Source organism: Emergencia sp. JLR.KK010, from assembly GCF_037018265.1.
In the GTDB taxonomy this organism is placed as follows: Bacteria; Bacillota; Clostridia; order Peptostreptococcales; family Anaerovoracaceae; genus Senimuribacter; species Senimuribacter intestinalis.
In genome coordinates, this window is record NZ_CP143550.1 from 1,181,434 (window position 1) to 1,201,085 (window position 19,652).

Consider the following 19,652-nt stretch of genomic DNA (forward strand, 5'->3'; position numbering starts at 1 on the left):
AACTCATATAGTGATTATAAATCAGGTTTATTTATAATTATGCAAAAAAAAGAAACCATACACAAAAATATCCATATTATGGGCATTTTGTTCGTATTAGTGACATAATAAAAGAGCCGGATAACCGACTCTTTTATTTAAGGTTTATATTTGCTTTTTAGGGTGTTACACTCATTATTTAGCAATTCTGTAAGCCTTGCTGGACCAGTCAGAGTAAATCTTAGTTCCATCAGCTAATACTTTGTAAGCTCTTACTTTGTAGTAGTATCTAGTTCCTTTCTTCAGGGACTTAGTGTTCTTGTAAGATCTCTTAGCATTGTTATCAGTAGTGTAGAATGCTTTGTTAGTGAATCCGCTGTTCTTCTTTACAGATCTGAATACTTCGAATCCGTCAGCAGCAGAAGTGTCACCCTTTACTGTCCATTTAACTGTGATAGAACCTTTTGCAGCAGTAGAAGATGCAGTAATCTTCAGACCTTCTACAGCAGCAATTTCTAATACTTCCAGCTTTGTTTCAGCAGCAACCAGCTTAGTGATGAAGGAGTTGTTCAGTGCAACCTTCTGTGCTTCAGTTAAAGCATCATAAGCAGCTCTTGCAGCTTCTACAGCAGCCTTATCAGCAAATGTTAAGTCAGCAGGGATTGCGTTAATCTTAGCAATTGCATCCTGATAACGCGCAGTTGCAATCTTAGTTACTGTAGTTGCATCTGTAGTTGGATCTGCAATTTCAGTGAAACCAGGATATTCAGCGTATTTTGCGTTGAATGCTTCTGCTTCTTTCTTCAATTCCTCTAATGCTGCAATATCATCTAAAGTGAATGCAGTCTTATTGGTGATTGCAGTAATCTTATCTGTAATTACTTTTCTTTCTGCAGCTACAACCTGACCTACCAGGTAGTCTAACTTGCTCTTGTTTACGTTAGCATCATTGCTGCCGTTTAACTCTTTGTAGTTCTTGTAAGCTTCATAAGCTGCCAAGATTTTTGGAGTTGTTTCTGCATTTACAGTGTAATCTAAAGCATCTAACTGATCATTGATTGCTTTTTCAGCAGCAGCTAATGTATCTTTCGCTACCAGATTCTTTTCAGCAACAGCTACAGCACCAGAATAGTTCTGTGCCAGGATAGATTTTACTGCAGCATTAGTTAAATCTTTATCTTCTTTTGCCAGTACTAAATCATAGTAGTATTCTTTTACTTTTGCTTCGATACCAGCTTTCTGTGTAGCCGCATCGTATTTTTCAGCACCATTCTTTGCGATAAGAGAATCAACATAGCCATCAATTAAAGCCTTATATGGAGCTGCATATTCAGTATCTACTTTTGCCTTTAAGGCTGCAATCTGACTATCATCAAGTACAGCTGCAAGTTTAGCTGTAACGTCTTCGATAATCTTATCCATAGCTGCTTCATCAGCTGCGGCATCGATTGCATCTTTTGCTTCTTTTACAAGTGTATCAACCTTGTCTTTTCTTTCGCCGGAGAAAGTTCTACCATTCAGTAAAGCATCAACTGCGGCTTTCTTAGTTGTTTTTGTTGCAGCTAAAGCTTCGTCTAATTCTTTCTTAGTTTTACCAGCTAAAGCGGTATCAAATGCTTCATCAACGCCCTTTACAGTAGTAATCTCTAAGCTAGCAACTTTATCAGTTACAGTCTTCAGAGCTTCATCAACTGTAGCAGCATAGTATTTGATAGTGCCATCAGTACCTAACTCTGTTTTGAAAGCAGCAGCCTTTGTTGCAGCGTAATCCTTTAAGTAGGAAACTCCGCCTAAACCGCTTACAGTCTCATAAAATGCATCGTCGTCATCAAAGTCAGAACCAACTTTACCAGGAATGGTAGTCTTTACAGCAGTCTCTAAGTCAGCAGACTTATCAACTGTAACTGCATTAATTTCATTTGTACGCAGATTGATAACAGCAGTGATGTTTGCATTCAATCTGTTCAGTAAAGTTTTTGCTTCTGTAATCTGAGCCGGAGTAGCATCATCAGCTTCAATCTCCGCAGTCAATCTTTTGATTTCATTTTCTTTAAAAGTATCTGCTTTTTCGTTCAGGGTTTTAATTGCAGCAGCCTTAGCATCTGCAACAGCCTTATCGATATCTGCCTTTGTCTTATACTTTGCAAACTCAGTATCAAAAGTAGTCATTGCAGTACTGATTGTGCTTAAATCAGCAGCAACGCCTGTCAGCGGATCAATCACGTCTTTAGCTGCTTTCACTGCTGCTTCTACAGCAGCCTTATCAGCATCGTAGTAGTTCGCAGAAACAACAGCATTCAGCTTTGCTAATGCAGCAGCTTTGTCAATTACCGCCTGCTTTGCATAAACTTTAGTATAAGCATAGTCACCACCGTTTTCGTCAAACAACTTATTTAAATAAGTGTCTGCATCTGCATAGTATGCAGTCTTTACCTGTTCAATTGTCTGTGCACTGGAATCACCAGTAACAGTAGCATCTGCAGCTTTCTGAATTTCTCTATTGATTTCAGCCTGAAGATCTGCAGCAGCCTGATCTACAGCGGTCTTACTTACGACAGATGCGCCTGCATATGCCTCATCGCCAATAAAAGCTAAGTTGCCATTTGCATAAGCCAGAGTTTTTAAAGCGGATTCAGCCGCTGTTTTAGCCTCTTCTTTTGCAGCAGCCGCAGCAGCGGTTGCTTCGCTAGGTGTAGCTGCAAAAACAGAGCCAACAGCACTGAAGCTATAAGTGAAGACAACTGACAATGCAAGAAGCACTGTTAAAAATTTCTTCATTTTAAGAATTCCTCCCTCTTTTTTGTTCTTTTTTTAAGATTATAGTTATACGCCTTTTTGCGCAAAACTCATAAATGAAATGATAGTTCACAATGAACTTGAAAAAGTGATGAAGCGAGTTTTGAATGATATGATTTCTTTGTAAACAAAGAAATTTGAAATAGAGAACAGCGGTTTATGATTAAGCGCATAATATAAGGGGAATCACAAATTATTTAGCAATTCTATATGATTGCAAAAAAGCAATCGACTTCTACGCTGGACAAACGTATAATATTTAGAAAAGAAACAAAAGAAAGAGAGGTCAGCAGCATGAACGTCTATATTCCCTTTATCTGTCTTGCTTTAGGTGCCGCGATTAACTGGCGCGGGCTGCCCGAAAAAATTCTTCAGTACATAGATTACCTGACAAATCTGGCTTTATTTTTGCTGATGGTTGTAATTGGAATCAACATCGGAACCAGTGAAGAGGTCATGGATAATTTGAATCGGATTGGGATCAACTGCTTCCTCATTTCTCTAAGCGCAGTGGCTTGCAGTGTGGTGGTCACAGTACTTTTAGAAAAGACAATCATGCCTCTTGAAAAAATTCGTCTGCAGCTTCATATGGAAAAAGGGGCTTCTATAGCATCGGATACTGCTTCTGGAAGCGAATCGAAGTCTAAAGGAAGAAGTAGCTTTTCACCTTTGATTGTTATCATGCCTGCGTGCATTGCAGTAGGCATGATTGCTGGCAGATTTTTTATGCAGAATATACAGGAATACCTGTTAGATGCAATGTTGACTGGCTGTCTGATTTTTCTTTATACAGGCGTTGGGGTGAGTCTTGCGTCCAACAAAAGTGTGTTTAGCTATATTCGTCGATTGGGATTTCGAGTGCTATTGATGCCCACAGGGATTTTTGCAGGCTGTCTGTTCGGGGGAATGCTGGCAGGCGCGGTGCTGAGCGTGCCGACAAACTGGGCGGTGCTTTCGGCAAGCGGCATGGGCTATTACAGCCTGACCGGTGCAGCGATGACGGATACTTTTGGCATTGAGGCCGGAACTTATGGATTTATTGTAAACATTCTGCGGGATGTACTGACTGTGGCACTGCTACCGGTTCTTATCAGAATCAGCAAAGGTAGCCCCATAGCCTCAGGTGCTGCTGGTTGTATGGATTCCATGCTAGTGCCCGTCAGTCGCTATGTGGGTCCGGAACTTTCCATGGTGGCACTCATCAGCGGAACTATTCTGACCTTTGTGGTACCACTGTGGCTTCCTATGGGTACCCAGCTTCTGGCATGATTTATTACATCATAAAAAATTAAAAGCTTTCGCTTCCTTAACTGACATGATTAAACAGTTAAGGAACGAAAGCTTTTTCTTTGCTATATCTTATGCAAACAGTGCAGCAGCCACTTGAACCAAGTCTGCAGTATCTTTGATACCGCCGGTTTCATAAGGGGAATGCATTGCCAGCTGAGGCAGACCGATGTCAACGGAGTTCAGTGCAACCTGAGAGGTGGAGATATTGCCCAGCGTGGAGCCGCCAGCCATGTCGGATCGATTTGCGAAGGACTGAACAGGCACGCTGCAGACTTTGCATAAATCCTTGAACATGGCGGAGGAAACCGCATCAGTGCAGTACTTTTGGTCACCGTTATACTTGATGACGATGCCTTTATTTATATAAGGACGGTTGGTTGGATCAGCTTTGTCTCCATGGGCTGGATGCACTGCGTGCGCATTGTCGGCGGAGACGAGAAAACTCTTTGCAATAGCAACCAGATAATCCTCATGGCTCATGGAGAGCCCTTCGCAAATGCGAGCTAGAGTGTCTTTCAGGAAGGTAGAAGCTGCGCCTTGTTTGGTTTCGCTGCCGACCTCTTCATTATCGAAGACGCAGTGAATTGCAGCATGCTTTTCTTTTTTTCCTTGCAAAAATCCTTGTAATGACGCAAAGGCACACTGTAAATCATCCAGTTTGGCGCTGGAAATGAATTCGTTATTGGCGCCCCAGATGGTGCCTTGCTGTCTGTTGTAAAGGAATAAATCGTGACCGAGAATATCTTCTGCCTGTACACCTGCAGCTTCTGCAATCAACTCCATGAAAGAACCCTCAGCTGGAGAAGCAGCATAGAGTGGAAGCAGATCCTTTTGCGGATTGTACTTGTATCCGCTGTTAACCTCCCTGTTCATGTGAATGGCAAGATTTGGAATCAACAGCAGGTCACGGTCAATGTTTACCAGTTTTGTTATGAATTTATCGCCATCCTTTATGATGATACGACCGGCAACGGAAAGCGGGCGATCCAACCACGAACTGTAAATCATGCCGCCGTAGCGCTCCACATTGAGCCTGGTATAGTGGTTTTCTATTGTAATTTCAGGGTTTTCTTTCACCTTAAAAGTAGGAGAGTCGCTGTGGCTTGCCATAATACGAAAGCTGTTGATGCCGCCTATCGGAATGGTAAATGCGATGATAGACGAGTCATTTCGTGTGACAAAATAGCTGCCACCCGGGGCAAGTGCCCATTTTTCCTCTTCGCAAAGCTTGGTAAAGCCTTTGGATTCCAGTGTGTCTGCCATGTTCTTTACAGCATGGAAACAACTGGGGCTGGCGTTTAGAAATGCCAGCAATTCTTCAGATATTTTTCTATACATAACAAATTGCCTCCCATAATGTGTTCTTGATAAAAACCTGCGGTTACGCACAGGTTTTTATCAAGAATATACTAGCTTTGGAATGTTGTTCTGTCAAGGATAAGATTTCAGTGCGTGTGGCAGGAAAGAGGGGGGTAAAAACGTTTTCAAAAATTAGAAAGTCTGCGAATGCTGTGCGTCTGGCGCATGAACAAATGATTTCAACCCAAATTACGATTTTCGATAAAATATGTATAACTGGGGGAGACGAATCTTAACCGAGAAATAGAAAATACAAAAAAAGTGTATAACTGAAGTCAAATTGCATCATCAATAGGTGTGATACCCCGGGCTTCAGATAGGATTTACCCTTGATTTTCTGTAGAAATACTGCATTTTACGTAAGAATTTGGTGATTTTATATGAGATCTTACGCCAAATGCGAGCTGCATAAAAGTACAGAACAAAAATGTTATACACTTTTTCTTGAAAACAGGATTTTAGGTTGAGATGCACAGTAGGGAACCGGTTGCCGTGTTTATCAAAATATGCTAAAATAAGATGAATTTCAAATAATATCGTAAAAAAACGATGAACGATGCAAAAGAAAAGAACAGCAGAGGAAAACTTTATGGAGAAGAAAAACAAATTGACAGGCACTGTAGGCAGCACAGTCAGCGAATTTAAAGCCTTTATCTTAAAAGGAAATATCATTGATATGGCTGTTGGCGTGATTATCGGAGGTGCTTTTGGGAAAATCGTAACATCTCTTGTAAACGATATCCTTATGCCGGCGCTAGGAGCGATTACAGGTACAATCTCTTTTTCAGATTTAAAGTGGGTGATAAAGGAAGCTGAGCTGGACGCTGCCGGCGCTGTCGTAACACCGGAAACAGCGATTCTTTATGGAAGTTTCATACAGAATATCATCGATTTTTTGATTATCGGTGTGTGTATTTTTGCCATGGTGAAGGTTGCGGCAAAAGTGACAGCGACATTTACGAGAGCAGCTGCAAAAGAAGCCGAAGAGAAGGCACCGAAGGGACCAACCCAGGAGGAGCTTCTTGTAGAAATTAGGGATTTGCTGAAAGCAAAGCAGACGGAAGAGAATTAGTATGGAACAGATTACAATTTTTGACAATAGACCCGAAGTTGCGCCGCTGGCAAGCCGTCTCAGACCAGAAACTCTGGACGAGTATGTGGGGCAGCAGCACCTGATTGGAAAAGGGAAAATCTTACGCCAGCTCATAGACAAGGATCAGATTTCTTCGATGATTTTCTGGGGGCCACCGGGTGTGGGAAAAACCACTCTTGCAAGGATTATCGCAAAGCAAACCAAGGCGAACTTTGTGGAGTTCAGTGCGGTAACCAGCGGAATCAAAGAAATCAAAGCGGTTATGGGACGAGCCGAAGAGTCCCGGCGTATGGGGATTCGCACACTGCTCTTTGCGGACGAAATCCATAGGTTCAATAAGGCGCAGCAGGATGCGTTTCTTCCTTATGTGGAAAAGGGCAGTATCATACTAGTTGGTGCAACGACGGAAAATCCATCCTTTGAAATTAATTCTGCGCTTTTATCAAGATGCAAGGTCTTTGTGATGAAAGCTCTTGGCGAAGAGGATCTGACAGGACTTCTGCAGCATGCCATTACCAGCGAAAAGGGTTTTGGAAATATGGATGTTGATATTACGGAAGGGGATCTTTCGGTTATTGCCAGGTTTTCCAATGGGGATGCAAGAACAGCGCTGAATACGTTGGAGATGGCGGTGCTCAACGGTGAAATTGACGAAAATGGCACAGTTCATGTGACTGATTCAGTGCTTTCCGAATGCATGAATCGCAGATCGTTGTTATACGATAAAAATGGAGAGGAACACTATAATCTGATTTCAGCGCTTCACAAATCCATGCGAAACAGCGACCCGGACGCTGCGGTGTATTGGCTTTGCAGGATGCTGGATGGCGGAGAGGATCCGCTGTATATCGCGCGCAGACTGGTGCGCTTTGCCAGCGAGGATGTAGGTATGGCAGATTCTGCAGCACTACAGATAGCAGTCGCGGCTTATCAGGCTTGCCACTTTCTGGGCATGCCAGAGTGTGATGTGCACTTGACCCATGCTGTGGTGTATCTTTCCATGGCGAGCAAATCCAACGCTCTTTACAAAGCCTGCGAAGCGTGTAAGAAAGATGTAAAGAATATGCCGGCAGAGCCGGTGCCGCTGCACCTTTGCAATGCACCGACCAGCCTGATGAAGGAACTAGACTACGGAAAAGGATATGAATATGCCCATGACACAGAAGAAAAGCTGACTGTTATGACTTGCCTGCCGGATTCACTGAAAGGAAGACAGTATTATCAGCCGACGACCCAGGGCAGAGAAAAGCTGGTAAAGGAGCGGCTTTCTCAGATTGAGGAATGGAAACAGAAGAAACGAGAAGAGAAGAGGCTCTTTACTTCCGAGTAAAGGGGCAGTATAATAAATCCAGAAGAATACCATACAGGAGGAAAATGGAAATGATAGAAGTTGAAATGTTAAACGTAAACGGACAATCTGTTCAGGGACTGCGAGTTGTTGCCCCTGGCGGAGAAGGACATCCGAATATGCTTTTGATTCCTTGCAGGAAGGGATATGTAATGTGCGGCTATCTCAATCTGCCGGCGGCTGAGTCCTTTGGGGACGCTGCTGCAATTGTAGGCGGCAGCTGTTTTGAGGAGACGCTGGCAAATCCGGTAAAGGCGGTTTCTGCAAAGGCTGCGGAGCTGGGCGTTGAGGTCGGTATGACAGGCGCTGAAGCGGTAGCAAAATTAAACGCATAACTTTTAGTATCTAACACCTCTTTTATGCAGTGCAGGCGGGAGGTGTTTTTTCGCGGCGTTTTCGAGAGAAAAAGGTTTCAATTCTGCTGTAAATGGTATAAAATAGAAAAGTATGTAACAATTATTAAGTTTTTTGGAGGAACAACATGCTAACACTTGAGAATGTGTGCTGGAAACCGGATGGCAGAGATGCGGTTCTCAAAGGAATTGATTTGCAGCTAAAACCGGGGAAACTGACTGTAGTTACTGGTCCAAATGGAGGCGGCAAGACTTCCCTTGCGAAGGTTATTGCGGGTCTGAATCAGGTCAGCAGCGGCAGAATCAGCCTTGGAGATATAGATATTACGGAGAAAGATATTACAGAACGAGCGAAGCTTGGTATCAGCTATGCTTTTCAGCAGCCGGTCAGATTTAAGGGGATTACCGTGCGTTCTCTTCTTGATTTGGCAGCAGGCGGAGACGTTGGCGATGAGAATGTCTGTCAGCTGATGGCGAAGGTGGGGCTTTGCACCAAGGATTATATCGATAGAGAAATCAATGCCAGCCTTTCAGGCGGTGAAATCAAAAGAATCGAAATTGCTTCCGTACTGGCGCGAAGAGACAGCAAGGTGCTTATTTTCGACGAGCCGGAGGCAGGTATTGACCTGTGGAGCTTTACAGGACTCATTGAGACCTTTGAGGATCTTAAAAAAGAACAGGATAAGGCTCTTCTGGTTATTTCCCATCAGGAGCGTCTTCTTGAGATTGCAGATGAAATTGCGGTAATTGTGGACGGAAAAGTTCGCATTTCAGGTCCGAGCCAGGAAATTATGCCGCAGCTTTTGGCAGGTGAAAAAGCCGGCATCTGCCCGATTGGAAAGGAGTGGTAAAAGATGGACAAGCTGACAGAAGAACTTTTAAAAGCAGTCTCTGATTATACAGAGGGAGGCTATACAGGGGCATTCAACATCAGAGAAAACGGCGGCTGTGCAGGCAGACAGTCCACCGACAACATTCAGATTGAGGGTAAGGCTGACGGCAGCGGTATTGATATTTACATCAAAGCAGGCACCAAAGGAGAGAAGGTTTTCATTCCTGCCTGTGTGACTCGCGGTAACGTGAGTGACCTTGTATATAATGATTTTCACGTTGGTGAAGGTGCTGATGTAGTGATTGTAGCAGGCTGCGGTGTGCATACCGACGATGAAGGGGAAGCTGCACACAACGGTATTCATAGCTTCTATCTGGAAAGAGGTGCTAAAGTTCTTTATGAAGAAAAGCATCTGGGAACCGGAGAAGGAACCGGGCAGAAGAAAATCAGTCCGGTAACCCATGTGGAACTTGCTGAGGACGCTGTGCTTGAGATGAACACCATTCAGCTGGGTGGTGTGGATCATTCCGTCAGAACTACCACAGGAAGCCTTGGGGACCGGGCGAAGCTTTTGATTCACGAAAGTCTGATGACAGACGGAGACGAATACGTCATGACAGATTTTGATGTGGATATGAATGGCGAAGACAGCGCCATTGATTTGATTTCCCGCTCTGTCGCAAAGGGCAATTCCTATCAGGAATATCATTCCAAGATAAAAGGCAACAACCGCTGTACAGGTCACTCCGAATGTGACGCAATTCTCGTAGGAAAAGGCAGAGTTAATGCGGCGCCCGAGCTTTATGCCGGTCACCTTGATGCAGAACTGATCCATGAGGCAGCTATCGGCAAAGTGGCAGGCGAGCAGATTTTGAAGCTGAGAACTCTGGGACTTACTGAGGAAGAAGCAGAACAGCAGATTATCGAAGGATTTTTAAGAGCAAACGGTTAAACAAAATGGTGAAACGAATCGATAAAACTTTTACAGAAACGCTGATGACATGGTACCGCGAAAATCGCAGAGATTTGCCTTGGCGAGAAGACAAAGAACCATATCATATCTGGGTTTCTGAGATTATGCTGCAGCAGACCAGAGTGGAAGCAGTACGGGAATATTATCTGCGCTTTATGAGGGCGCTGCCGACCATTTCTGATCTTGCAGCTGCGGAGGAAGAGACCTTGCTGAAACTTTGGCAGGGTCTTGGATATTACAATCGAATCCGAAACATGCATAAAGCCGCCCAGCAGATAGAAGCGCAGATGGGCGGTATTTTTCCGCAGGAGTTTGATGCTATTAAAGCCCTTCCGGGCATTGGAGATTACACGGCAGGGGCAATTGCATCCATATGCTTTAATCAGAAGACCGCAGCTGTGGACGGCAATGTGCTGCGGGTGATGAGCCGTTTAAATAACGACGATACGGATATTTTAAATGCCGGGCTGAAGAAGCGGATTACTGCTTACCTGTCCTCCCTTTATCCAGAAAAAGACTGCGGCGATTTTACGCAGGGACTCATCGAGCTTGGGGCGCTTATCTGCGGACCGGCAGGCGCACCAAAGTGTGAAATCTGTCCGGTGAACGCCTACTGCGAAGCGAAAGCCACAGGTACAGCAGCTGCACTACCTGTGAAAGCGAAGAAAAAGGCAAGAAGAAAAGTGGACATGACTGTTTTTATCCTGCAGGCGCCTTTAGGAACGGCTGTTTGCAGGCGTGCTGAAACAGGTCTTTTAGCGGGACTGTATCAGTTGCCTAATGTAGAGAAAAGGCTGACCGCCGCCCAAGCCATAGAGCAAGTGGAACGCTGGGGCTGTGCGCCGAAGAATCTTTTGCGCAGTACCGATTACTGCCATGTATTTACCCATGTAGAGTGGCATATGACAGGTTATTTTATTGCAGTGGAAAAAATGCCGAAAATTTTCCAGTGGGCAAGCGATGCGCAGTTAGCTGCAGAAATACCGCTGCCGACAGCTTTTGGATATTTCTTGAAGTAAAGTAGTAAAGTTTTTATATGAAAAAAATAAAAAATTTACTAGAATTTTGTAAGGTTTTGCGGTATCATAGAGAACGTGTGTGGCATGTCAGAATGCACCAGCATTTGATATGCCTGCTTTTATTGCGTTAAGTTAATTTGTTTAACAAAAGAAATGATGTAACCAAAGGAGTAAAAAATGAACGAGAAGAAACGCGGAATTTGGAACGGTATTGAGCGCTTCGGAAACAAGCTGCCTCATCCCGTTTACATTTTCATCATTCTGACGATCGTAGTATTCGTCATTTCCGGTCTTTGCGGTAATATTGTATTTCCACATCCAAACACCGGTGAAGAGCAGTATATCATGAACCTGATGAGCAAAGAAGGTCTGATTTGGCTGCTGCAGTCTATGGTTGAAAACTTTGTAACTTTCAGCCCGCTGGGTATGACCCTGGTAGCTATGCTGGGTATCGGTATTGCTGAAGAAACAGGGCTTGTAACCACTGTAATCAAATCTTCTATTGCAGGTGCGCCGAAAGTACTTGTAACTGCTGTAGTACTGTTTGTAGGTATTATGGGAAGTTTGGCTGGCTCTGCAACATTCGTCATTATCCCGCCTCTTGGCGCTATGATTTTTAAGGGTATGGGAAGACACCCGATTGCAGGTCTTGCTGCTGGTTTTGCCGGCGTAGCTGCAGGTCTTTCTGCAAACCTGTTAATCACGCAGACAGATATTCTGCTTGCCGGTATCACCCAGGATGCAGCACAGATTTACGACCCGAACTATCTGGTAAATCCGACTGTAAACTGGTACTTCATGGCAGTATCTACCGTTGTTTTGACTATCACAGGTACTATTGTTTTAGAAAAAGTGGTGGAGCCTCGTTTGGGCGAATACAAAGCTGAAGACGGAGATGGTACTGTAGAAGATACCACACTTTCTGCAGTAACAGCAGAAGAAAAATCCGGACTGAAATGGGCGGGTATCTCTGTTTTAATTTATCTTATTGTGGTTGCAATTACCATTGTGCCGACAAACGGCATTCTCCGTGGAGAAGACGGCGGCGTTATTCAGTCACCGTTTATGAGCAGCATGATTCCAATTCTGACTGTTTTCTTCCTGGTACCGGGCATTGTTTATGGTATTCGCACCAAGGCAATCAAAAAATCTGCAGATGTAGTAAATATGTGGGGCAAATCCATGTCCGGTCTGGCTGGATTTATCGTACTGTGCTTCTTTGCAGGTCAGTTTGTAAAAGCATTTTCACAGTCCAATCTGGGATTATATCTGTCAGTAAAGGGCTCTGAATTTTTAAGCAGCACCAACTTGACCGGTATTCCTCTCATCTTGGCATTTATCGGTATTACTATGCTGATTAACTTTGTAATCGGCAGTGCATCTGCAAAATGGGCGCTGATGGCACCGATCTTTGTACCGATGTTCATGAAGATGAACTTTTCACCGGCATTTACGCAGGCAGCATTCCGTATCGCTGACTCTGTAACTAACTCCATCTCACCGCTTGAGCCATTTATGCCGTTTATCATCATGACTGCGCTGAAATATGACAAGAAATCTGGTCTGGGTTCTATTATCGCAACCATGCTGCCGATGGCAATCACCATTGGTCTGACCTGGGTTGTACTGATTGTAGTATGGTACGTTCTGGGACTGCCTCTTGGACCTGGCGCAACCATCTTCATGTAATTTCACGTAAGGAGAAATCATGTTAGCTGAAAAATATATTGGAAAAATCACCGAGGAACTGGAAAGCCGCAGACAGGCGCTGACTGCTATGAGCAGAACCATCTGGGAAAACCCGGAGCTGGGACATCAGGAGTTTAAGGCTTCGAAGCTGCTTACTGATATGCTTTCTGAAAACGGTTTTACTGTAGAAAGAAATCTTTTAGGCATGGAAACTGCTTTTTCCGCGGTGAAAAAATCTGGAAAACCGGGACCTGTTATCGCATATGTTGCAGAGTATGACGCACTTCCAAAAATCGGACATGCCTGCGGCCATAACCTGTTCTGCTGCTCCGCTGTAGGCGGCGCAATTACCCTAAGCAAAATTCAGGAGGAACTGGGAGGCGAAGTCCGTGTCATCGGCGCGCCGGCTGAAGAAGGAACTGTTCCTAACTACGGAACTAAAGCGGTTATGGTAAACGAAGGCATTTTCAGCGATGTGGACTGCGTATTCACAGCCCACGGTGAGGGAGAAACTGTCATCGAGAGAAATCTGGTGGCTGCAACCACTGTAAAGCTGCACTTCCACGGATATGGCGTTCATGCAGGAGGCGATCCGGTGCTTGGCAAAAATGCACTGACTGCCGGCATGCTTTGCATGAGCAACATGAATGCAATCCGACAGCAGAACCGTCCTTGCGATGTCATCAGCGGCATTGTAACCGACGGAGGACTGGTTTCCAACACCATTCCTGACAGCTGTGGACTGGAATTCAGTCTTCGTTCCGACACATCTCCGCATCTTGACAGAGTTGTGCAGAATCTGCGTAACTGTGCGGAAGCGGCTTGCTTGGTAACAGGCTGCACTTACGACTGGGAAGTTGTTCCAAACCCGATGAAAGATACCAAATCCAATCATCAGATGGGGCTGGTTTTGGCACAGTATTTGGACAGCATTGGAGAAAGCTATACCCAGACAGATTCCAGAAACTTTGCATGGGACGTAGGTGACATCACCTACGTGTGTCCGACCCTTGGATCCTACTTCAAAATGGGTCCTAGTGACATCGCTTGCCACACAGAACCTTTCTGCAAGGCAGCAGGCTCGCAGCAGGGCTTTGACGGTATGATGCTGGCAGCCAAAGGTTTAACCGTAGTTGCCTGTGAATATCTTCTCAACGAAGATTTCCGCAAAGCTGCATGGAAGGAATTTGAAGAGACAAGAAAATAAAAAATTGAGTAAATTATGCCGTATCGGGGGATTTTCCTGATACGGCATTTTCTCTATAGGCGATGTGCGTGATTTTGTTTCTTTATCCTTTCCTTTGTCAGTATCGCCTTTGTCGATACTGTTTTTGTCGGTACTGCCGGTAGGTGCTGGTGATTGTACTATCCTGACGCGACTGGTTCGTGCTGCCGATTCATGTAACTGCTTCGTATCGTCGAGAAGTCGTGTGCCATAATCCCGGGACTTTTCTGTATACATGGCGCATCACCCTTATAAAGTGCCATGTTTTAAATGCTTTTTCGTATACACGGCGTTCCGCTGCTGCCAAACGCCATGTTTGAGCTCATTCTCTAGAAAACTGGCGTACGGTTTGCTCCTAAAGCCAGTTTTTTAACATTTTGACACAGGATGCTGGAAACTTACTGACTATCCGGCGACTTTTTCTTTTATGGACGCCGGGTTTTCTCAAAACTTCTCGTTATATGGCACTTTCCCATATGTCTGTGCCTTGTATACAAAAATAGAATTAAAACATGGCGTGAAGGAATCGTATCTAAAGTGCGGATTAGTGCGGATTTTCGGTAAAGCAGGCTGTACTGGAAACTTGCTCAAAGCGAAGTCAGCGCATAGCAGCGATAAAGCATGAAAGAGTTTTGAAATAATCTGAAATTTTGTTTGAAATTCTAACGAACTTGGAGTAAAATATAAGTATTTTAGGAGAAAGAAAAGTGTTTTGATAGAAGAAAGGCAGGTAGAGAAACATGATTTCAAAGAAAATGGTTCCTTTTGTAGAAGGAAGCTCTGTTGTAAGAGCTATGTTTGAAGAAGGAAAGCGAATGGCAGAAGAATTTGGTCCTGAAAATGTTTTTGATTTCAGCGTAGGTAACCCTAGCGTTCCAGCGCCAGAGGAAGTAAAAGAAGCAATCATAGATATTATCCAAAATGATGATCCGCTGTATGTACATGGCTATATGAGTAATGCAGGTTTTCCAGAAACCAGAGCTGCTGTAGCAGGCAATTTGAACCGGCGTTTCGGCACAAGCTTTACAGAAAATAATATCATTATGACTGTCGGAGCAGGGAGTGCTTTGAATATTTTGCTCAGAACGATGCTCAATGAGGGTGAAGAAGTAATCGTGTTTGCACCATATTTCCTTGAGTACGGCAACTATATTAAGACTTACGGCGGCGTAACTGTTGCAGTTTCTCCAAATCCTGAAGGCGGATTTATGCCAAAACTGGATGAATTTGAAGCCAAAATTACCCCTAAGACCAAGGCTGTTATCGTTAACAATCCGAACAATCCAACAGGTGCAGTATATCCGGAGGAAATTGTAAAGGGCATTGCTGATATTTTAAAGAAAAAGCAGGAAGAATATGGAACAGTAATTTACCTGCTTTCTGATGAGCCGTACAGAGAACTGGCATTTGGCGGTGTAGATGTACCGTATATGACAAAATACTACGATAATACTGTTGTGGCATATTCCTACAGTAAATCCCTGTCACTTCCAGGTGAACGTATCGGTTATGTTGTAATTCCTGACGAATCCGACGGTGCTGAAGAATTTATTCAGGCTGTAACTGTTGCTAACCGTCTGGGCGGTTTCACCAACGCGCCGTCTTTAATGCAGCTGGTTATCGCAAGGTGTGTTGACGCTCAGTGCGATGTTTCCTACTACGAAGAAAATGCAAAAGCGCTCTACGGCGGTCTGACTGCGCTGGGATTTGAATGCACCAAGCCGGAAGGTGCATTTTACCTGTGGATGAAGTCCCCTGTAAAGAACGAAAAGGAATTTGTAGCAGCGGCAAAGAAACATAATCTTCTGTTAGTGCCGGGAAGTTCTTTTGCAGGCCCAGGCTATGTGAGAATGGCATACTGCGTATCCCGCGAAAAGATTATGAATTCCCTGCCTAGATTTGCAGAGTTGGCAAAGGAATACAATTTAGATTAATTGTACATCGAGATAATAGAGAAAGGGACTGTCTCAAGCGTAGACAGTCTCTTTGCCGTAAAAGTAGTATTAGAGCGAAAAAGGATTCAGGTCAAATGCTGGGATTTGGTATGCGGCAGTTCATGCTGCGGAGAAACCGGCGCGCCATAATCTCAGGATTTTTTTGTATATCTGGCGTTCACTCCCTGGAAAACGCCATATTCTAAGCGTTTTTTTGTATACATGGCGCCAGCCACTCGCCAAACGCCATATTTGAATTCATTTTCTGAAAAACTGGCGCGCACCTGCTGCCTGATACCTACCTTTTTGATATTTTACTGTAGAGTGCCAAAGTTTTTCCGACTTTCTGTCTGCATTTCTTTCTGCAGCCGCCATTTTTTCTTAAAAAGCTTTTATATATGGCACTTTTTCACAGGTCTGCGCCATGTATACAGAAATCAAGGTCAAATATGGCGCGCAAATCATCGACACATCCCCATTCTCTTTTTGTTAAGCTTACTCCCGTACACAAACCTAGGACTTACTGCTTCAAACGGGTGCGTGGGAATCTTGTTGTCCTCAGACAATAAAAAGACGCGCACAAGATTCACCGATACACGTCTTTTAATTATCCGTTAATCATTTAGTTTCGGAATGTGGAAACTGAAATTTCAGTTTCTGCTTCTTTTGCTTTTGCTGCTTTTTTCATAGGGCTTTCAATCGGGGTAAAGGTGCCGTCTTCGTTTGGTGTAAAGACATAGTGTTCTTTTAAGAAGATGATATCATCTCTGTAAACCGAGTCAAGCTCAGCAAGAACTGCTGCACGGCACACGATTTCGGCTCCAGCTTCCTTTGCCAAAGTTTCCAGTGCGTTCAGCGATTCCCCGGTAGCAATGACGTCGTCTATAATCGCAACTCTCTTGCCGCGAATCTTATCTACATCGCAACCGTCCATGTAAAGGGTCTGTTTTTTCTGGGTGGTGATGGAGTAAACATTGGCTTCCAGCACATTCTGCATATATGGTTTGTTGCTTTTCCTTGCTACGACAAAGTCCTTGTGACCTAGAATTCTGCTGAGCTCATAGGTTAGAATGATTCCTTTAGCTTCAGCAGTTAAAAGTACATCAAATTCCGGCAGTTTTTTTGCAAGTTCAGGCGCAACAGCCTGTACCAGTTCTGTGTCAGAAACGATACAAAAGCTGGCAAGAGCCATGTCTTCTTTTATTTTTACAAAAGGAAGTTTTCTCTTTACTCCGCAAATCTCAAAATCAAAATAAGGTGGTTGATATCGCATAGCGTTTCCTTTCTGCTATAAGTTGTATTCTTTACAGAGACCTTTTATCGGTTTTCTGCATTAAAATTTATTATACAGGATTTTTTGCTGTAAATAAACCCCTTTCTATGATAAAAAATGTCGAAACTTACGATTTTGTAAGGGGATTGTAAGCGGCAGCTATGGAAAGGGAAACAGACGGATTATATAATGTAGGTACAAAGGGGGATTGATAAGGATGAGAAATCACAGCAAGCTGGCTTGCGGTGCGCTGACCGTCAATTTAATCAGCGGGATATTGGGGCTTTGCTATCTGATTGTATTAGGGGTAAATCAGTCAGAGACGACAGCGTTTCCGCTGCTGGGCATTCTGGCAGCAGTTATGGCAGTTTCCACCCTCGTAATGATACTTGCGCTGCCAAAGAAAAAATAGAGAGTAATAGAAAACAACCGGATTTGGCAGATTACCACCACCTTCGCCCGGTTGTTTTCTATTGGCTCTTATTTTACTTTCTCGTCCATCAGCAGAATGGCTGCTTTTTCAATGAGACAGCCTTGGGAGAAAGGGGAAAGCTTACGATATAGGTACAGCAGTTCTGATACATCGGAATTATGAGCATCGGAAAGGGCGACACTCCTTGCAAACTTTTCGTAGTTTTGTTCCATGAGAAGGTCGACAGGCACCTGATAAACCCGTGCCAGTCTTACAAGTAAATCTGTGCGCATATTTTTAGTTCCGCTTTCCAGTATTCCGTAAGTCGTACGAGAAATATGTAAAAGGGCGGCTACGTCTTCCTGTGTGTAGTCATAATAATCCCTGAGATACCTTAAATTATTCGCTATACACTGCTGCATTTTTTTATCCATGTGGTATAGTCCTCCTATTAAATTCTAAAAAGTGTTACATAATAATAGAGTACGTCACAGGGCAAAAAAGTTTCAAGTTTTGACGTTTTTAGACAAAATTCCGCATGTTTTTAAAAAAATACAATTACAATTGCAAAGCCCGCAGGGGATGTACCCAGCGGGCTTTGCAGCATTTACAGTAATTAAGGTGTTATTTCATGAATTTTTTCAAAAGCACCGGCGTAATAATGGTAGTAACGATAACTACCAATACGATTGGTGAGAATAAATAGCCGCTGAGAAGTCCCATGTTGTAGCCTTTTTGTGCAACAATCAGTGCGACTTCACCTCTGGACACCATGCCGATACCAATATGGAAAGAATCGCTGGTGCTAAATTTGCAGATTCGTGCACCCAGTCCGCAGCCGAGAATCTTTGTCAGAACAGCTACAAGAAGGAGCAGCACAGAGAAAATCAACATGGATATTGTCATACCGGAAAGCTCTGTTTTGATTCCGATACTTGCGAAGAAGATCGGAGAGAAAAAGAGATAGCTTGGAACGGTAAGTTTTTTTGCAATATAGGATTTAATCTCAAAGGTAGACATTAAAAGCCCCAGCAGGTATGCACCAGTGATATCAGCGATTCCAAAATACTGTTCTGTAATAAATGCGACGAGCAGAATGAGCGCCATTACGTAGATGCAAACTCTGCGTTTGTCTTTTAAATCGTCAACTTTTGGTCTGGCAGTTTTAAGAATAACGGCAAGCACAGCCATGAGAACGATATATAGTGCGATTTTGATTAAAATGGAGATAATGCTTACCGACGGATCTTTCAGGCTGGATACGATGGTTAAAATGATGATACCGATGATATCGTCAAGCACTGCAGCACCCAGAATAGCACTACCAACAGGACCGTTCAGCTTACCCATTTCACGGAGTGCTTCTACTGTAATACTTACAGAAGTTGCAGTTAGAATGACACCCATGAATACGCACTTTAGCACTTCATTAAAGTCGGATGAATCTACATGAAAATAGAAATAGTAGCAGGCAGCGCCGCCGATGAGCGGCAGAATCACACCCATGGCTGCAATACACAGCATGGAAACGCTGTTTTTCTTGATTTCGTTAATATCTGTATCAAGACCTGCCATAAACATCAGTAAAATAACACCGATTTCGGCGGTTTCCGCAAGAAAATTGGTTTCTGTTACAACGCCAAGTACCGATGGTCCGAGGATAACACCGGCAACCAGCGCGCCCACAACCTGGGGCATGTTAACCTTTTCTGAAAGGCCGCCCAAAAACTTCGTTGACAAAATGATAATGGCAACGGCCAAAAGGAAGTAATAGCTAGTCATAATAAATACCTCAATCATTCTATAAAAATTTTCACTAGACTACTCTAACACCAACCAAGCATTTTGTAAATGGAACTTTTTGCTTAAAAGGCAAAAACTTAAGTTTCAAAAGAAAAATCCGGAAAAATTTTCAAAAAAACAGAAATAATATCTGAAAATTCTTTGACAAGTGGAAAAAGTTGTAGTAGAATATAGATGAAAATAATCTGAGAATCTCGGAATTAGTTTCTAAGATTATAGTTAATACTATGCGCCAGAAATATAAGCAAAGAAAAAACATTGGGCAAGTCCCAAT

At 43.5% G+C, this 19,652-nt stretch carries 16 protein-coding genes; 11 read left to right on the forward strand and 5 right to left on the reverse strand.

Going from position 1 to position 19,652, the window contains the following annotated elements:
- Nucleotides 1–174 precede the first annotated feature (174 nt).
- Nucleotides 175–2,757: a fibronectin type III domain-containing protein gene (locus tag V1225_RS05555; RefSeq protein ID WP_338547749.1), complete on the reverse strand. Its 2,583-nt coding sequence runs from the start codon at nucleotides 2,755–2,757 to the stop codon at nucleotides 175–177.
- Between the two features lie 312 nt (nucleotides 2,758–3,069).
- Here V1225_RS05555 and V1225_RS05560 point away from each other — a divergent pair, with 312 nt between their 5' ends.
- Nucleotides 3,070–4,044, forward strand: a complete 975-nt coding sequence (locus tag V1225_RS05560) for a lysine exporter LysO family protein (RefSeq protein ID WP_338547750.1) — start codon at nucleotides 3,070–3,072, stop codon at nucleotides 4,042–4,044.
- 90 nt (nucleotides 4,045–4,134) lie between these two features.
- Here V1225_RS05560 and V1225_RS05565 read toward each other — a convergent pair whose 3' ends face one another.
- Nucleotides 4,135–5,403: a M18 family aminopeptidase gene (locus V1225_RS05565; protein WP_338547751.1), complete on the reverse strand. Its 1,269-nt coding sequence runs from the start codon at nucleotides 5,401–5,403 to the stop codon at nucleotides 4,135–4,137.
- 610 nt (nucleotides 5,404–6,013) lie between these two features.
- Between V1225_RS05565 and mscL the strand changes: the two genes are divergently transcribed.
- From mscL to V1225_RS05610, 9 genes are all read left to right on the forward strand, one after another.
- A complete protein-coding gene (gene mscL / locus V1225_RS05570) occupies nucleotides 6,014–6,496 on the forward strand; it encodes a large-conductance mechanosensitive channel protein MscL (RefSeq protein WP_160203186.1) in 483 nt (160 codons plus the stop codon).
- A 1-nt stretch (nucleotide 6,497) separates the two neighbouring features.
- On the forward strand, nucleotides 6,498–7,847 hold the full coding sequence (locus tag V1225_RS05575) for a replication-associated recombination protein A (protein WP_161908922.1): 1,350 nt from the start codon (nucleotides 6,498–6,500) through the stop codon (nucleotides 7,845–7,847).
- A 50-nt stretch (nucleotides 7,848–7,897) separates the two neighbouring features.
- Nucleotides 7,898–8,200, forward strand: a complete 303-nt coding sequence (locus V1225_RS05580) for a DUF1805 domain-containing protein (protein WP_201759613.1) — start codon at nucleotides 7,898–7,900, stop codon at nucleotides 8,198–8,200.
- 146 nt (nucleotides 8,201–8,346) lie between these two features.
- A complete protein-coding gene (locus tag V1225_RS05585) occupies nucleotides 8,347–9,069 on the forward strand; it encodes an ATP-binding cassette domain-containing protein (RefSeq protein ID WP_160203184.1) in 723 nt (240 codons plus the stop codon).
- A 3-nt stretch (nucleotides 9,070–9,072) separates the two neighbouring features.
- Complete coding sequence (locus tag V1225_RS05590) at nucleotides 9,073–10,002, forward strand: SufD family Fe-S cluster assembly protein (protein ID WP_251616381.1); 930 nt, start codon at nucleotides 9,073–9,075, stop codon at nucleotides 10,000–10,002.
- A 5-nt stretch (nucleotides 10,003–10,007) separates the two neighbouring features.
- Nucleotides 10,008–11,042, forward strand: coding sequence for an A/G-specific adenine glycosylase (gene mutY, locus V1225_RS05595; RefSeq protein ID WP_338547752.1), 1,035 nt, complete (start codon nucleotides 10,008–10,010; stop codon nucleotides 11,040–11,042).
- Between the two features lie 177 nt (nucleotides 11,043–11,219).
- Complete coding sequence (locus V1225_RS05600) at nucleotides 11,220–12,731, forward strand: AbgT family transporter (RefSeq protein ID WP_251616387.1); 1,512 nt, start codon at nucleotides 11,220–11,222, stop codon at nucleotides 12,729–12,731.
- A 19-nt stretch (nucleotides 12,732–12,750) separates the two neighbouring features.
- Nucleotides 12,751–13,938 carry a M20 family metallopeptidase gene (locus V1225_RS05605; RefSeq protein WP_251616390.1) on the forward strand — a complete coding sequence of 396 codons (1,188 nt, stop codon included), beginning with the start codon at nucleotides 12,751–12,753 and terminating at the stop codon, nucleotides 13,936–13,938.
- Nucleotides 13,939–14,696: 758 nt separating this feature from the next.
- Nucleotides 14,697–15,890, forward strand: a complete 1,194-nt coding sequence (locus tag V1225_RS05610) for a pyridoxal phosphate-dependent aminotransferase (protein WP_160203179.1) — start codon at nucleotides 14,697–14,699, stop codon at nucleotides 15,888–15,890.
- A 622-nt stretch (nucleotides 15,891–16,512) separates the two neighbouring features.
- Here V1225_RS05610 and V1225_RS05615 read toward each other — a convergent pair.
- Nucleotides 16,513–17,163, reverse strand: coding sequence for a phosphoribosyltransferase family protein (locus tag V1225_RS05615; protein WP_160203000.1), 651 nt, complete (start codon nucleotides 17,161–17,163; stop codon nucleotides 16,513–16,515).
- Nucleotides 17,164–17,380: 217 nt separating this feature from the next.
- On the opposite strand from V1225_RS05615, the gene V1225_RS05620 reads away from it, so the two are divergent.
- The gene (locus V1225_RS05620) at nucleotides 17,381–17,575 is read left to right on the forward strand and encodes a hypothetical protein (RefSeq protein ID WP_160203001.1); all 195 of its coding nucleotides are present in this window, start codon (nucleotides 17,381–17,383) and stop codon (nucleotides 17,573–17,575) included.
- Between the two features lie 68 nt (nucleotides 17,576–17,643).
- Here the strand turns inward: V1225_RS05620 and V1225_RS05625 are convergent, their stop codons facing one another.
- Together V1225_RS05625 and V1225_RS05630 are read right to left on the reverse strand one after the other, a co-directional pair.
- Entirely contained in the window at nucleotides 17,644–18,009 is a 366-nt protein-coding gene (locus V1225_RS05625) for a helix-turn-helix transcriptional regulator (protein ID WP_160203002.1), read from the reverse strand.
- 190 nt (nucleotides 18,010–18,199) lie between these two features.
- The gene (locus V1225_RS05630; protein ID WP_160203011.1) at nucleotides 18,200–19,357 is read right to left on the reverse strand and encodes a cation:proton antiporter; all 1,158 of its coding nucleotides are present in this window, start codon (nucleotides 19,355–19,357) and stop codon (nucleotides 18,200–18,202) included.
- Nucleotides 19,358–19,652: the final 295 nt, after the last annotated feature.

Bases quoted from the DNA above. Each gene is read 5' to 3' on its own strand.
- V1225_RS05575 (WP_161908922.1), top strand. From the start codon at position 6,498: ATGGAACAGATTACAATTTTTGACAATAGACCCGAAGTTGCGCCGCTG.
- V1225_RS05580 (WP_201759613.1), top strand. From the start codon at position 7,898: ATGATAGAAGTTGAAATGTTAAACGTAAACGGACAATCTGTTCAGGGA.
- V1225_RS05565 (WP_338547751.1), bottom strand. From the start codon at position 5,403: ATGTATAGAAAAATATCTGAAGAATTGCTGGCATTTCTAAACGCCAGC.
- V1225_RS05605 (WP_251616390.1), top strand. From the start codon at position 12,751: ATGTTAGCTGAAAAATATATTGGAAAAATCACCGAGGAACTGGAAAGC.
- V1225_RS05555 (WP_338547749.1), bottom strand. From the start codon at position 2,757: ATGAAGAAATTTTTAACAGTGCTTCTTGCATTGTCAGTTGTCTTCACT.
- V1225_RS05620 (WP_160203001.1), top strand. From the start codon at position 17,381: ATGAGAAATCACAGCAAGCTGGCTTGCGGTGCGCTGACCGTCAATTTA.
- mscL (WP_160203186.1), top strand. From the start codon at position 6,014: ATGGAGAAGAAAAACAAATTGACAGGCACTGTAGGCAGCACAGTCAGC.
- V1225_RS05610 (WP_160203179.1), top strand. From the start codon at position 14,697: ATGATTTCAAAGAAAATGGTTCCTTTTGTAGAAGGAAGCTCTGTTGTA.
- V1225_RS05585 (WP_160203184.1), top strand. From the start codon at position 8,347: ATGCTAACACTTGAGAATGTGTGCTGGAAACCGGATGGCAGAGATGCG.
- V1225_RS05590 (WP_251616381.1), top strand. From the start codon at position 9,073: ATGGACAAGCTGACAGAAGAACTTTTAAAAGCAGTCTCTGATTATACA.
- V1225_RS05560 (WP_338547750.1), top strand. From the start codon at position 3,070: ATGAACGTCTATATTCCCTTTATCTGTCTTGCTTTAGGTGCCGCGATT.
- V1225_RS05615 (WP_160203000.1), bottom strand. From the start codon at position 17,163: ATGCGATATCAACCACCTTATTTTGATTTTGAGATTTGCGGAGTAAAG.
- mutY (WP_338547752.1), top strand. From the start codon at position 10,008: ATGGTGAAACGAATCGATAAAACTTTTACAGAAACGCTGATGACATGG.
- V1225_RS05630 (WP_160203011.1), bottom strand. From the start codon at position 19,357: ATGACTAGCTATTACTTCCTTTTGGCCGTTGCCATTATCATTTTGTCA.
- V1225_RS05625 (WP_160203002.1), bottom strand. From the start codon at position 18,009: ATGGATAAAAAAATGCAGCAGTGTATAGCGAATAATTTAAGGTATCTC.
- V1225_RS05600 (WP_251616387.1), top strand. From the start codon at position 11,220: ATGAACGAGAAGAAACGCGGAATTTGGAACGGTATTGAGCGCTTCGGA.